The sequence below is a fragment of the Thermodesulfobacteriota bacterium genome (genome assembly GCA_040756475.1).
Lineage (GTDB): Bacteria > Desulfobacterota > Deferrisomatia > Deferrisomatales > JACRMM01 > JBFLZB01.
In genome coordinates this window covers 32,509-46,546 of record JBFLZB010000005.1, presented here as the reverse complement: position 1 = coordinate 46,546, position 14,038 = coordinate 32,509, and the positions used below count along the sequence as shown (strand labels likewise).

Below are 14,038 nucleotides of genomic sequence, written 5' to 3'. Positions count from 1 at the left end.
CGTCGCCGAAGCCCGGGAGGTCCGGAGCCCAGACGGGGCCCAGCTCTTGCAAGGCCGGCGCCTGGAGGGTCCACATCCGATGGTCGACCCCCATCCCATGGACGAGAACGATTGCCGCCGAGGATGCCTTGAAACCATTGTGGATTGCCGCTGTGCTGCTCGCCATGGGCCTCGCGTCCGCCGCCCCCGCCGCCGGCACGGGTGCGCCAACTCCCGCAACGGGCGCGGTCCGGGTGGGAGATATGGCTCCCGACTTCGCCCTCGAGTTTCTCGACGGCCGCACCCTGCGTCTGTCGGAGCACCTGGGGAGCAAGCCGGTTCTGCTCGTCTTCTGGAGCTACTTCTGCTTCCCGTGCCAGAGGGAGCTTCCCGAGCTCGCCGAGCTCGAACGCGAGCTGGGACCCCTGGAGTTGACGGTCCTGGGGATCTCGCTGGACGGCCCCCAGTTCGACGAGAAGATCCGGCCCTTCCTCGCGGCGAAGGCTATCACATTCCCCAACGCCTACGACAGGGAGACCGAGACCTACTTCGAGGTGGCCGAACGCTACGGCGTGGTGGGGACGCCCACCACCTTCGTCCTCGACCCCCAGGGGCGGATCCGCTTCATCCACCTGGGGCGCCTGGAGGCGTCGGTCGCCGCGGGGATCGTGCGGGGCGTGCGGGATCCGAGCTTCTGCGCCGAAATCCTCAAGCCCGAGCGGGCTCCCTGAGGCGCCAAAGGTCTCTCCCGATCCCACTGCCCCAGGAGGCCGCCCGCCCGCGTTTCACGCCCGGGACCCGGGCTGCGGGGCGTCTTGACACCTCCCGGGCTGCTGCATTACGGTCCCGCCGATGGCCCGCATCGACACCCTCCTTCAAGCGCTGGTGGAACTGGGCGGTTCCGACCTCCACGTGAGCGCCGGGGCCCCGCCGATGTTCCGGGTCAACGGCACCCTCCAGCGCGCCCGGCACCCGGACCTCTCCGCCGATGAAGCCGAGGACCTGATTCTGGAAATCCTGCCGGAGGAGGACCTGGAGCGCCTCGAATCCCACCGGGATCTCGACTTCGGTTACGGGGTGGAGGGTCTGGCGCGGTTCCGGGGCAACGCCTACCGCCACCGCAAGGGCCTGGGGGCCACCTTTCGATGGATCCCCGCCTCCCCGCCGTCCTTGGACTCCCTGGGCCTCCCGGCCGTGGTGGGAAGGCTCGCCCTGGACAAGAGAGGGCTCGTGGTGGTCACCGGGCCCACGGGCAGCGGCAAGACCACGACGCTGGCGGCCATGCTCCACGCCCGCAACCTCCAGCGCGCGGACCACGTCATCACCCTGGAGGACCCCCTGGAGTTCCTCCACGAGGACGTGAAGTGCCTGATCCACCAGCGGGAGATGGGCCGCCACGCCCAGTCCTTCTCCAGCGGGCTCAAGGCGGCCCTGCGGGAGGACCCGGACGTGCTCCTGGTGGGCGAGATGCGCGACCTGGCCACCATCGGCCTGGCGCTCACGGCCGCGGAAACCGGCCTCCTGGTGCTCGCGACCCTCCACACCCAGAGCGCCGCCAAGACGGTGGACCGGATCGTGGACGCCTTTCCCGCGGACCAGCAACCCCAGGCCCGGGCCATGCTCGCCGAGAGCCTGCGCGGCGTCATCGCCCAGGTGCTCCTGCGGCGGGCCGACGGTCGCGGGCGGGTGGCCGGGATCGAGATCCTGCTGAACAACACCGCGGTCTCCCACCTCATCCGCGAGGCCAAGACCTTCCAGATCCCGTCCCTCATCCAGACCGGGCGCAAGGAGGGGATGCAACTCCTGGATCAGCACCTCCTGGAGCTGGTAAACACCCAGGCGGTGGCCCCGGAGGAGGCCCTGCGGTACGCCCACAACAAGCAGGTCTTCGAGCGGCTGTGCAAACCCGCGTGAAACCCTTGCGCAGACCCCGGGAGCGCCTGAGCGAGATCCTGCTGCGCTCGGGGGCGGTGGACGCGACGGCCCTGGACCGGGCACTGGACCGGCAGAGGGTCCAGCCGGGCCGCCTGGGCACCCAGCTCCTGAGCCTCGGGCTCGTCACGGAAGACACTCTGGCCCAGGCCCTGGGGCTCCTGCACCGGGTACCCCCTTTTCTGCCGTCCCGCATGCCGGTGGAGCCCCGGGCACTGGCCCGTGTCCCCCTGGAGCTCGCCCGCCGCCTGCGCGTGCTCCCGATCGGCTGGGACCCGGAGCGAGGCGTTCTGGATCTCGCCGCCGCCGACCCCGACAACGTGTCGGCCGTGGACGAGGCGCGGTTTGCCTCGGGGGCCCGCAAGGTCAACGTGCTGGCTGCTCCGGAGGCGGCCATCGCCCGCCTCATCGCCCGCCACTACGAAGGGGTCTTGGAGGAGCCTGCCTTTGCTCCGGAGATCGCCGCCCTCTCTTCCAAGGACGAGCAGGGGCCGCCCGGCCCACCCCGGGAGCGCGGGAGCGACCCGGGCCGGCACGGCGGCAAGGCAAGGGTGCTGGTGGCCGACCCGGAGCCCCGCCGGCGGCGCGCCATGGCGGCGCTCTTCGAGGCGGCGGGGTACGACGTGCGCAGGGCCGGCTCCGCCGCGGAGGCCCGGGATCTGCTCCGGTCCGGCGAGTGGGCGGCGGCCTGGGTGCAGGAGGAGTGGGCCCCCCACGTAACCCACCCCCGCGTGCGCAGCTTCGACGATCCTGCGGCGGCCCTGGAGGAGCACGCAGCCGCTGCGGGGCTCGCGGCCGAGGCCCAGGCCCTGGCCGAGGAGGCCTCTCGATTGGCGCTCGGGGACGGATTCCCCCGGGCCCGCCAGGCGGCGGCCCTGGTGCGGTTCCTGGCCGGCCGCCGGGGACTGGGGGCGGGGGCCCTGGACCGCCTGGAGCTCGCCGCCTGGCGCGCGGCGCTCGCCGGCTGGTCGCTCCCCTCCCGAAGCCGCCCCCTTTCGGGGGAAGAGGTGCTCCGGGCGGTGGCGTGTTACGAAGGGGCGCTCGGCACCGGTGCCACGCCCGCCGGGGCGGCCGACGCGGTGCGGGCCGACCCATGCCTGGACCCCGACGCCGTGACCGGACTTCTGCGGTGGGCCGACGGCGCCCACCTGCTGGAACAGGCGGGATCGTTCTCGGTGCTCGCCCTGTTTCCCGAGGCGGCCTTCCCCGAGGCCCTGCTCAGCCGCCTCGGCCAGGGGGGTTGGAAGGTGGAGCGCGCCGAGGCACCCCCCCCAGAGGGGCGATGGGATGCGGTGCTGGCGGCGGTGGGTCCGGGACTCTCCCTCCTGGAGGCCCTGGGAAGAGCGTCGCCCGAGGGGCGGCCCCCCGTGTTCCTCCTCTCTCCCACCGACTCGGGACCCGACACCATGTACGCCCTGCGCCTGGGCGCGGAAGACGTGTTCACCGCCGACACCCACCCCGAGGTGGTGGCGGCCAAGCTGGAGCGGGCTGCGGGTCGGGGGCGGCCGGACCGGGGCGTGGTGAGCGGCAACCTGCGCGACATGGGATTCGCCGACATCGTCCAGATCCTGGCCAACGGGCTCAAGACCGCAGTGCTGCGCCTGGAGGGCCCGGAGGGCGCCGCCGAGGTGGCGCTGCGCGACGGCGCCATCGTGGACGCACGCACCGGGCCCCTGGAGGGGGAAGACGCCCTCTATGCCATCATGGGCTGGGCCGACGGGGCGTTCCGGATCGAGCCCGACGCCCGAGCCCGCGCCCAGACGATCCAGGGCAACACCGAGGGGCTCCTCATGGAGGGCTTTCGGCGCCTGGACGAGCGCCACCGCAGAGGATCAGGCACCGTCCCAGAGCTCTGAGAAGGCGACCGCGCCTTCCGCCGCAGCCGCGGCAAGCTGGGTCCGCAGGGCGGCCTGCGCGCCCTCCCACAGGCGTTCGGCGGCGTCTTCGCCCCCCCCTTGGGCGCACAGGGCTTCCCGCTCCGCGGCCCCCACGGGCAGGACCTCGAAGAAGGCGCGACTCCCCGTCGTCCCCCTCCCACCGCACCCCTCGCAGCCGCTCCCCTCCTCCCAGACCTGCTCCGGAAGGGGCCTCTCCCCGACCAACCGCTCCCACTCGCCGCGGTCGGGCCGGCAGGCCACCCGGCACCGGGGACACAGGCGCGGGACGAGACGCTGGTGCACCAGGAGCCGAAGGGCGGAAAGCGGGGCGTCGGGCGCCCGCGCCGCGAGCTCGCGCAGACCCCCGCCCGGGACGACCCCCGGGGTTGCCGCCAGCACCCACCGCTTGCGCAGGGCCAGGGACAGGAGGGGGGGCAGCAGCGACGGGACCGCCCGGTCCACCACCACGCGGTCGAAGTCCAGGTGCTTGAGCTCCCGCAGCACCTCGGCCGTGCCGTCTGCCCCCAGGTGTGCGGCGTCGAGCTGGAGGAACTCGGCAGAGAGGTAGCCCACCTCCTCTTCCAGGGTCACGGTCCTCCCCGTGCCCGGAATCTCCCGCAGGAGCGCAAACAGCGTGCTCGCGAGCCCCTCCTCCCCCGCCGAGGTCACCCACAGGAGACCGGGCCTCCCGATCGCCTCCCGCACGGCCCCCACCTGCGCTTCGGTGAACCCCAGCTCGACCAGGGATCGCCGCCGGCTCTCGGGCCGCAAGAGCTTCACCTGGGCCTCGGCCCCCTCCAGCCCGGAGAGGATCGAGAGCCGAAAGAGGGATGGCGGTCCGGCCCCGGGAGCGAAGGACACCCGTCCGCGCTCCAGGAGCCCTCGGGCGGGCGCGGGGTCCAGCCCCGCGAGCCGGCGCAGGCGGTCGAGGAGGATGCCGTGCCACGCGTCCCCGCCGACAAAGAGGGGTCGCCCCACCAGATCCTCCACCCGGGTCTCCCCGGCCCGGGCCCTCAGGTGGAACCCCCCCTCCCCCCGGGCCGCGACCGGTTCCAGGAGGCCGCGCAGGAGAGCGTTCCCCGTGGGGTCCTCCAGGATCTCCGGCAGGCTCTCGGCCGGAAGCGCCGACGAGCGCAGGCCCACGTCCTCCCGGGGCGCCGGGCCGTGGATCGCGTCCAGAGCCGCTTCGACCTCCTCCCGCAGCGCGGCCACCACCCGTAGGCCTCGCCCCGTGCGGGCCGCCACGTCGTCCAGGGCGAGACGGTTGGCCGGGTCGGCCGCCGCCAGGGTGAGGAGTTTCGGGCCCCCCGGCTGCTCCTCGGAGAGGTAGAGGGGGAGCACGCCATAGCGCCGGCACACGGGTGCCGGGAGCAGGGCCAGGGCCTCCGGATCGAGGGCCGCCGGGTCGGGGTGTACCAGGGCGATGTCCATCTGCTCCGCCAGGGCCCACCGCAGGGCTTCCTCCCCGAGCAGACCCATCTCCACCAGGACCTCGCCCAGCCTGCGTCCGGAGCCGGCCTGCCGCGCCAGGGCCGCGCCCAGCGCCTCGGGGGATAGCAGCCCTCGCTCCACCAGGAGGGAGCCCAGGAGTCTTCCGCCGCTCATTTCGTCCTCGCCGGAGAAAATTCACTCCTTTGGGTGAAGAACCACACCGGGGGACATGCTAGCATTTCCCCTGTCGTCCCCGGATTCCATGGAGGGTGTCACATGCAACCGGCCTCCCGCCCCACCGTGCTCCTGATCGACGAGGACCCCGACATCCTCAAGCTCCTGGAATACGCCTTCGCCGACGAGGATCTGGACCTGATCTGCTGCCGAACCCCCGAGGCCGGGCTGGGCCATCTGGCCGGCCGGGAAGTGCGGTGCATCCTTCTCGACATGCACTTCGCCCGCACCCCCGAGTGTCTGGGTTTTCTCGGCGCCCTGCGCCGCCTATACGGCCAGGCAGCCCCGCCCACCCTCGTCACCTCTGCGACCACCGGCCACGAGATCGTGCGCCAGGTGCTCGACCTGGGCGCCCGGAAGTTCATCCCCAAACCCTTCTACCCCAGGGAAATCCTCGAAGAAATCCGAACCCTGGTGGCGTAGGGGGCAAGAGGCCCCGGGGGGTTGTTGGGGGGGTGGGCGTCGTGGACCCGGTGGACGGGGTGGACCCGTCACCCGTCACCCGTCGGGCCTCACCCTTCACGTCTCCCCCCGCCACCCGGAAACAGCGGCTCCCCGACCGGTTGCGCCTCCCCCAGCTCGGCGGCCTTCGCCAGCAGGGTCTCTACCGCGCGCTCGCCGCGCGGCCCCAGGTCTTCCGAGAACCCGTTCACGTACAGGCGGATGTGCTCTCGCATCACCGTTTCTTCGAGCTCCTGGGCATGCCGCCGCACGGTCTCCATGGGCTCCTCGGGGTGGGCCAGGGCATAGGCGACGCTGCGCCGCAGGGCCCGCTGCACGGCTTCCGGGTCCACGCCCGCCTCGCCGCGCCGGAGCAGGATTCCCCCCAGGGGAATCGGGAGCCCCGTTTCCCCCTCCCACCACGCCCCCAGGTCCTCCACCGCGGTAAGCCCGTGGCTCGCGTAGGTGAAGCGCCCCTCGTGGATGATGACACCCGCCTGCGCCTCGCCCCGGGCGACCGCGGGCAGGATCTCGTGGAAGACCCGGGGCACCCGCTCCACCCCGGGGCCGGCCCGAAGGCTCAGGAGCAGGCTCGCCGTCGTGTGGAGGCCCGGCACCAGGACCGGCGTGCCCACGAGCTCTTCCAGCGGCCGGGCGTCGCGAGCCACCACCAGGGGGCCGCAGCCCCACCCCAGGGCGCCGCCGGAGCGCAGGCACCAGTAGCGCCGACGAACCCTGCCCACGACCCCGTAGCTCGCCTTGGTCATGGGGAGCCGCCCTTCCAGCGCCCAGCGGTTCAAGGTCTCCACGTCCTCGAGCACCGGCTCGAAGCGGTACCCCTCCGTGTCCACGAGCCCGTGAATCAGCGCGTAGAAGAGAAAGGTGTCGTTGGGGCAGGGGGAGTAGCCCACCTGTAGGGTTGGCATGGTGTTGTCCGGTGTCCGTTGTCCGTTGCCCGTTGCGTGTTGAAGGTCCCGTCGGCGCCGGCTCACGTTCTCCGTGCCGGCCAGGAATGCAGGAAGCGCAGGGCCACTTCCTGCGCGGCGGCGGCGGCCTCCTGGATCTTCCAGGAGGCGCGGTCCCGGGGGCCGACGGGGTTGGACACCCCGCGGACCTCTCCGAAGGCGGCCCCGTAGGCGGCCGCCGCGTGGGCGAAGGCAGCGCCCTCCATGGTCTCGCACAGCGCTGCGTACCGGCGCCCGAGCTCCACAGCCCGCTCCCGGGTGCCGGTAACCGTGGAGAGAGTGACGAAGGGCCCGGTCCCGAGCCGGGCTGCTCCGACGCCGCAGCCGGCGAGGACGGCGCTCACGCCGGGGTCGGCCGGGAAGCGGTTGAAATACCGCGCCCGGCCGTCTTCCCAAAGGGAAAGGGACGTCTCCTCCATCCCCCGGAACCCATGGGGGGTTTCCACACCCTCGTCCCCGTAGATCTCCTCGGTCGCCACCGCCGCCTCGCCCACGGCGAGGCCCGACCCCGGGTAGGCGCCGGCCACGCCCACGGCGAGCACGAGGCGCGGGCGCGTCGACTCCAACACCGGGCCCAGTGCCAGGGTGGCGTTGGCCTTGCCCGCCCCGCACGCGAGCACGCCGACCCGCAGCTCCCCGACCCGGCCCCACCGCCAGGAGCGCACCCCGCCCCGCCCCGCCCGGGCCTTCCCCAGGCTCGCGTCCAGAAGCTGGAGCTCCCCAGGGGTGGCGGCCGCGCAGAGCACGTCGAGGGGTATCACCCTTGCGCTCCGGCGTTTCGTGGATGATAGGGACAGCGCGCCCTCTGCGCGGGCGACGGCGGGCACAGGGGCGCGATCAGGGGGTCCCGGCAGCCGTAGCGGTAGGGCTCCGGGCTCGCGAAGGCCGAGCGTACCACGTGGCGCACCTCTTCGTCGGCCAGGGGGGTGGGGTTGTTCCCGTTCCAGGCCCCGAGGCGCTCCCCCACGGCCTCCTCGTCCCACCCCGCTTCCCGCAGCCACGAGGCCAGCCGGATGGCCGTGTTGTTGCGTTGCCCCGGCGGGGCCGGGGCCGACAGGAGGGCTTGCCGCGCGGGGCACTCCAGGACCTCCCGGGTACCCCCGGCCGCCGTTGCCGAACTCGGGGGCCGCCCCCGGGGGACGGCGTCCCCCGACGGGGCGGCAACCTCTTCCAGGATGGCCCGCGCCCGGGGCACGAGGTCGAGGCAGGCTTCGAGGAGCAGTCCGGAGGGGTCCACTCCCGCCAGGGGGCGCGGGGCGCGGGCCGCCTCCCGGATGGCCTCGGGCCCCAGGGAGCCCAGCTCTTCCGCCGAGAGGGGAACCTTGAAGAGGCCGCTCTCCTCGTGGCGGGTGTTGGGCAGGCGCAAGAGCCGCACCCGGTCCCGCAGGGAGAGATCCAGCGGCCCCGACGGCGGGAAACCGAGCTCCCGGGCGAGGCGCCGGGTGAGCCGATGCAGGAGCTCCGGCGCGAGCCGCGAGGGAACCGGGGCAAGGAAGACCCGCGTGTCCACGGTCACGTGGAACCCCTTCTTCCCGCTGAAGTAGCGGCGCACCGCTTCCCGGGGCACCCCCCAGACGCGGCCCAGGCGCTCCACCACGGCCCGCGCGGCCGCCAGGGCCTCCCCCAGGTCGGGGGCGTCGATGTCCAGCGGCCACACCGGCGCGTACACCGGTCCGTCGTACCCCGCCACGGAAGGCTTGCCCGGCGCGCCAGCCCCCTGCGCGTGGACCCGAATGGCCTCGTCGTACAGGTAGAAGGTGGCGTAGCACCCATGGGCCCCGTAGCGCCGGACCAGCCCCGCCACCTCTTCCACGGGCACCAGCCGATTGCGAAACCCCGGCTGCCGGCGCGCCGCAAAGTCCACCAGCCGAAACGTGCGCAGGAGCTCGGCCCTCGCGGGCGGGTACGCAACGGGAATCGCCATGACCTCCGGCTCGCTGCGGCCCTGGGCCCTGGGGGGGTCCGTGGCCTCGTCCGGGTATATAGCACGCCCCGCCTCACCGTTCCAACGGGGGCGGCTCGCCGGCCCCCAAATCCACCACCTCTCTTCGGGGCGGGGTCCGGGAGCCCCGGAGCGCAGTCCCGTACCGCATCGACTGATCCGCCGCAGTCCCTGGAAACCCGTGAGGCCAGGCGCACCGGTTCCGCAAGGGACCCCTCCTCCAACTGCCGCGGATTGCGGGGCGGAGCGCAGGGGCTCCCGGACCCCGCTTACCACCCAGGCGGTGGATCGAGGGGGCCCAGGGCGCGTTGACCCGCCCGCCGGGCGGTTGCTATCATCCCGCCTCCCGAAACCCAAGGAGCGAGCCATGGCAGAGCACGTCCTCGATACCCTCCGAGAGCGCGGCTTCGTGGAGCAGTCCACCGACGAGGCGGCGCTGCGCGAAGCGCTGGGCCGTCCCGAGACGGCCCCCGTGACCTGTTACGTGGGCTTCGACCCCACGGCCTCAAGCCTCCACGTGGGGCATCTCCTGCCCGTCATGGGCCTCGCCCACATGCAGCGGGCCGGGCACCGCCCCATCGCGCTCCTGGGCGGGGGCACCGCCCTCATCGGCGACCCTTCGGGCAAGACCGAGCTGCGCAAGATGCTCAGCCGCGAGGACATCGAGGTCAACGCGGTGGGCATCCGCGCCCAGCTCGCCCGGCTCCTGGACTTCGAAACCGGCGCCATGCTCCTGAACAACGCCGAGTGGCTCGAGCGTCTCCACTACATCGCGTTCCTGCGGGACATCGGCATCCACTTCTCGGTCAACCGCATGCTGGCCGCCGAGTCCTACCGGCAGCGCCTCGAAACCGGGCTGAACTTCATCGAGTTCAACTACATGCTCCTCCAGGCCTACGATTTTCTGGTCCTCCGCCAGGGCCACGGGTGCTCGCTCCAGATGGGGGGCAACGACCAGTGGGGAAACATCCTGGCCGGGGTCGACCTGATCCGGCGGGTGGAGGGCACGGCGGCCCACGCCCTCACCTTCCCCCTCATCACGACCTCCTCGGGCGCCAAGATGGGCAAGACCGCCCAGGGCGCCGTGTGGCTCGCGGCGGACCGCACCACCCCCTACGACTTCTACCAGTACTGGATCAACACCGAGGACCCCGACGTGGGGCGGTTCCTGGGGCTCTTCACGTTCCTGCCCATGGACGAGGTGCGGCGCCTGGGGGCCCTGGAGGGCGCCGAGATCCGGGCCGCCAAGGAGGTGCTGGCCCACGAGGTCACGAAGATCATCCACGGGGAGGAGGAGGCCGACAAGGCCCGCGGCGCGAGCCAAGCGCTCTTTGCCGGGGCCGGAGACCTGGCCGAGGTGCCCTCCTTCGAGGTGCCTCGCACCGCCCTGGAGGCCGGCATCGAGGCTTTCGCCCTCTTCGCGGACGCGGGCCTCGCCAAGAGCCGCGGCGAGGCCCGCCGGCTCATCCAGCAGGGCGGCGCCTACGTGAACGGCGAAGCCGTGACCGCCTTCGACCGGCCCGTCACCGCCGCCGATCTCCGGGACGGCGCCGTGCTCCTGCGGGCCGGCAAGAAGAAGTACTGCGCGGTGCGACCGGTCTGAGGAGAAATCCGCTCCGGTTCCGCGCCCAGCGGACATCCCCCGGTGTCGCTCTTCGCCGCCCCCTCACCGGGGCTTACGCAGCCCCGGACCTCCCCCGGCCTCCCGCTCGCAGATCTTGCGGAAGTGGTGGCCGTAGATCGCCAGCGTGACGGCCAGGGGCAGCGAGCGGGGCCGCGTGCACAGCGTCCAGAGCAGCGTGCTCCAGTACTGGAACCGCTCCCTGCCCACGATGCCCAGGTGGTAGGCGGCCCGAAAGAAGGCCATCCGGTGCTGGAAGGGCAGCTTGGGGCGCAGGGGCGGCAGCCGGTGCTCCCGTAGAAACGTCCGCAGGCGCCGGTAGTACTGCCTGGGCGCGTAGAGGCTGCGCAGCACCTCCCGATACCCCGCCACCAGCCGTTCCAGCCCCATGGCCGGCACGATGTTGGTGGTGGCGGCCACGTTGTCGCCCCCGCTGTCCCCCGCCAGGCGCCCTTCCCGTCCCAGGCGCTCGTACAGGCGCGTGCCGGGAGGGGCCTGCAAGAGCCCCACCATGGCCGTCACGATCCCGCTTCGCTGGATGAAGTCGATCTGGCGCTGGAAGATCCCGGGCGGGTCGCTGTCGAAGCCCACGATGAAGCCCCCCTGGACCTCCAACCCGGCCCGCTGGAGGCGCTTCACGTCGGCCAGCAGATCGCGCCCCCGGTTCTGCTGTTTGCAGGTCTCCTCGAGGCTTCCCTCGTGGGGGGTCTCGATGCCCACGAAGACCGACTCGAACCCCGCTTCCACCATCATCGAGACGAGCTCCGGGTCGTCGGCCAGGTTGATGGAGGCCTCGGTGAAGAAGGGCAGGCGCCGCCTGCGCTGCCAGGCGATGAGCCGGGGGAGGAGCTCGGCCTTGAGGTGGCGCGCGTTGCCGATGAAGTTGTCGTCCACGAAAAACACGCTCGCCCGCCAGCCCCGGGCGTACAGGGCGTCGAGCTCCGCCAGGATCTGCTCCGGGCTCTTGACCCGGGGCCGATGGCCGAGCAGCGCGGTGACGTTGCAGAACTCGCAGTGGTACGGGCACCCTCGGGAGTACTGCACCGACATGGCCGCATACCGGTCGAGCTCCGCGAGCCCCCACAGGGGCACCGGCGTCGCGCGAATGTCGGCGAAGTCCTTGCTCGCATACACCCGCTTGGGGCTGCCCTGCGCCAGGTCCTCCAGGAACGGGGGCAGGGTCAGCTCCGCCTCGTTCAAGACCAGGTGGGCGACTTCGGGAAACGCTTCGGGCTCCGCGGTAAAGAGCGGCCCCCCCGCCACCACGGGCACCCCCGCCTCGCGGCAGCGGTCGACGACCCGGCGCGCCGAGGGCCGCTGCACGCCCATGGCGCTGACAAACGCCAGATCCGCCCACCCGAGATCCTCGTCGGCGAGGCGCCGCACGTTGAGGTCCACCAGGCGCTTTTCCCAGGCCGGGGGCAGGAGGGCGGCCACCGTGAGGAGCCCCAGGGGGGGATAGGCGGCACTCCTGCGCACGAACTTCAGCGCGTGCCGAAAACTCCAGAAGGTGTCCGGGAACTCGGGAAAGATCAGGAGGATGTTCATGGCGTCGGCCTCCGCACCCCAGGCAGCGTACCGCCGCCTTCCCGGCCCGCAACACCGCTGCCCGCCTGCCCGCGCGAGACCGTCGGCGCCGCCCGCTTGCGGGCCCGGAGAGCTCGACCCGCGACGCGACAGCACAACAGGGGGCCGCACCGGCGCACGCACCGTTGCGGTGCGGCCTCACGGGGCCGGGACGAGCCAGGCCACCGCGTAGGGGTCGAGAACCATGGAGAGCCCCTGCACGGTCGCCTGCCAGGTCGCGTCCCCGAGGAGGTCGCGCCAGGCCCTGGTCGCGTCGGGCAGGTGGCCGCGGGGGATCTGGGCCTCCACCCGCTCGCCCGTGACGTTGATCAGAGCAATCAGGTGCTCTGCTCCTTCGGGCGAGGAACGGCGTACGGCGAAGACCCGGGGGGTGATCGGGAGCACCTCCTGCGGGCCCCGGGGATGGAAGACGCGCAGCTCGGCGCGAATGCGCGCCATGCGCCCGCCCCACCGGTGGAGCAGGGAGAGCTTGGAAGCAGGGTCTTCCAGCTCCCGCAGCGCCTCGCCTCCGTCGATGGTGCCCCGGTTCACGTCGCGGCCCACACCGGTGCGGCCCACCCGCTCGTGGTCGTTGGGCGTTCCCAGGGCGCCGTGCACGTAGATCCCGGGAACCCCCGGGAGGACCAGGGCGATGGCTCGGGAGGCCAGGTAGCGCCGGACCCGGCGCTCCAGGGGTTCGGCGGCGTCCTCCGGGTTCAGTGCGCTCCACCAGGTGCTGTTGATCTCGTAGGGCTCCTCCCCGCCGCCGATGGACTTGTAGGACACGTAGGCCCCCCGCTGCCGGGCAGTCTCGACCAGGAACCGCGCCTCATCCGGGGGCAGGAACCCCTTGGCACCCACCAGGCCGATGCCGTCGTGGGTGTCGAGAATATTGAGGAAGGTGGCCCGGTCGGAAGGGGGGCGCACCTGGGCCGCCCACCGGGAGAGCAGCGTCGCGTCCCCGCGGTAGAAGGCGTGCAGGACCAGGGGGGGAAGCGGGAACTGGTAGACCATGTGGGCTTCGTCGCACCCGTCCCCGAAGTACGACACGTTGTCCTCGTGGGGCACGTTCGTCTCGGTGACCAGGGCGACCCCCAGGGCCACGGCGTCCACCACGTCGCGCAGGAGCTTGACGATCTCGTGGGTCTCGGGCAGGTGCACGGACTCGGTGCCTGGCTCGGCCCAGAGGTAGGTGACGGCGTCGAGCCGGAGCAGATCCGCCCCCCGGCGGATGTACAGGAGGATGCTGTCGATCACCTGCATGAGGACGGCGGGGTTGCGGAAGTTGAGGTCGATCTGGTCCGGCGAAAACGTCGTCCAGACCCACCTGGGGCCTGCGATGGTCTCGAAGCGGGTGAGGATGTCGCTCGTGCGCGGGCGGAAGATCTTGCGGCGCTGCTCCGGGGTCAGCGCGTCGGGGGAGTCGAAGGCGATGAAGAAATCGCGGTAGGCGGGGTGGCCGTTTCGGTACTCCAGGAACATCTCGCTCAGGGACGAGCAGTGGTTGAAGACCGCGTCGAACATGAGATCGTAGCGGCCCTTCTTCCGGCGGATGTCTTCCCACGATCCGAGCTTTGGGTCGACCCGGCGGAAGTCCACCACCGCGAAACCCCGGTCCGAGGAGTAGGGGAAGAACGGCAGGAGGTGCAGGGTGTTGATGGACTCCGGGTAGAGGGCCCGCACGAAGTCGTGGAGCACCGAGAGCGGGGTCTCCCCCTCCCCCTTCACCATGTCCCCATAGGTGATCAGGATCTCGTGCCCCTGGTGGAACCGCTCGGCGGGGTCGTAGTGCTGCTCCTTTTCGAGCATCTCGGGGGGCTTGTGGGCCGCATGCACGGTCAGGATACGCTCCAGCTCCGGCAGCCACTGCCGCGCCTGGGACTCCCCGTACAGGAGCGCCAGGCGCCGGCGCATCCGCTCGCGCCGCTCGGCCGGGAGCTGCAGGCGGGGGCGCCCGTAGTCGGGCAGCTCGTCGTAGAAGGTGCGCGTGCGCTGGGCTTCCATGCGCTGCCCCTGTCAGTCTGCGGGTCGGAGCACGGCTTCGAAGGGG

Annotated in this window: 12 protein-coding genes; 5 read left to right on the top strand and 7 right to left on the bottom strand. The window is 72.2% G+C overall.

Annotated features, from left to right (window positions below):
• Positions 1 to 76: hypothetical protein (locus tag AB1578_01570; GenBank protein MEW6486588.1), on the bottom strand; the 76-nt coding region annotated here is incomplete at its 3' end.
• A 52-nt stretch (positions 77 to 128) separates the two neighbouring features.
• Between AB1578_01570 and AB1578_01565 the strand changes: the two genes are divergently transcribed.
• From AB1578_01565 to AB1578_01555, 3 genes are all read left to right on the top strand, one after another.
• Complete coding sequence (locus AB1578_01565) at positions 129 to 710, top strand: TlpA disulfide reductase family protein (protein ID MEW6486587.1); 582 nt, start codon at positions 129 to 131, stop codon at positions 708 to 710.
• Positions 711 to 831: 121 nt separating this feature from the next.
• Positions 832 to 1,893, top strand: coding sequence for a type IV pilus twitching motility protein PilT (locus AB1578_01560; GenBank protein MEW6486586.1), 1,062 nt, complete (start codon positions 832 to 834; stop codon positions 1,891 to 1,893).
• Complete coding sequence (locus AB1578_01555) at positions 1,890 to 3,767, top strand: DUF4388 domain-containing protein (GenBank protein ID MEW6486585.1); 1,878 nt, start codon at positions 1,890 to 1,892, stop codon at positions 3,765 to 3,767. Before AB1578_01560 ends, AB1578_01555 begins: the two co-directional genes overlap by 4 nt.
• On the opposite strand, the gene AB1578_01550 is transcribed toward AB1578_01555, so the two are convergent.
• The gene (locus tag AB1578_01550; protein ID MEW6486584.1) at positions 3,744 to 5,393 is read right to left on the bottom strand and encodes a hypothetical protein; all 1,650 of its coding nucleotides are present in this window, start codon (positions 5,391 to 5,393) and stop codon (positions 3,744 to 3,746) included. The genes AB1578_01555 and AB1578_01550 overlap by 24 nt on opposite strands.
• Before the next feature lie 102 nt (positions 5,394 to 5,495).
• Here AB1578_01550 and AB1578_01545 point away from each other — a divergent pair, with 102 nt between their 5' ends.
• The gene (locus tag AB1578_01545) at positions 5,496 to 5,876 is read left to right on the top strand and encodes a response regulator (GenBank protein ID MEW6486583.1); all 381 of its coding nucleotides are present in this window, start codon (positions 5,496 to 5,498) and stop codon (positions 5,874 to 5,876) included.
• 89 nt (positions 5,877 to 5,965) lie between these two features.
• Here the strand turns inward: AB1578_01545 and AB1578_01540 are convergent, their stop codons facing one another.
• The 3 genes from AB1578_01540 to AB1578_01530 form a co-directional block, all read right to left on the bottom strand.
• Positions 5,966 to 6,820, bottom strand: coding sequence for a 1,4-dihydroxy-6-naphthoate synthase (locus AB1578_01540; protein ID MEW6486582.1), 855 nt, complete (start codon positions 6,818 to 6,820; stop codon positions 5,966 to 5,968).
• A gap of 62 nt (positions 6,821 to 6,882) precedes the next feature.
• Positions 6,883 to 7,620, bottom strand: a complete 738-nt coding sequence (mqnB, locus tag AB1578_01535) for a futalosine hydrolase (protein ID MEW6486581.1) — start codon at positions 7,618 to 7,620, stop codon at positions 6,883 to 6,885.
• Positions 7,617 to 8,783: a primase C-terminal domain-containing protein gene (locus tag AB1578_01530; protein MEW6486580.1), complete on the bottom strand. Its 1,167-nt coding sequence runs from the start codon at positions 8,781 to 8,783 to the stop codon at positions 7,617 to 7,619. The genes mqnB and AB1578_01530 overlap by 4 nt, the downstream gene beginning before the upstream one ends.
• A gap of 385 nt (positions 8,784 to 9,168) precedes the next feature.
• Here AB1578_01530 and tyrS point away from each other — a divergent pair, with 385 nt between their 5' ends.
• Positions 9,169 to 10,404, top strand: coding sequence for a tyrosine--tRNA ligase (gene tyrS, locus AB1578_01525; GenBank protein ID MEW6486579.1), 1,236 nt, complete (start codon positions 9,169 to 9,171; stop codon positions 10,402 to 10,404).
• A 63-nt stretch (positions 10,405 to 10,467) separates the two neighbouring features.
• On the opposite strand, the gene AB1578_01520 is transcribed toward tyrS, so the two are convergent.
• Positions 10,468 to 11,970 (bottom strand): B12-binding domain-containing radical SAM protein, encoded by a 1,503-nt coding sequence (locus AB1578_01520; protein MEW6486578.1) that lies wholly within the window; start codon positions 11,968 to 11,970, stop codon positions 10,468 to 10,470.
• A 177-nt stretch (positions 11,971 to 12,147) separates the two neighbouring features.
• Entirely contained in the window at positions 12,148 to 13,992 is a 1,845-nt protein-coding gene (locus AB1578_01515) for an alpha-amylase family glycosyl hydrolase (protein MEW6486577.1), read from the bottom strand.
• Between the last annotated feature and the right edge of the window lie 46 nt (positions 13,993 to 14,038).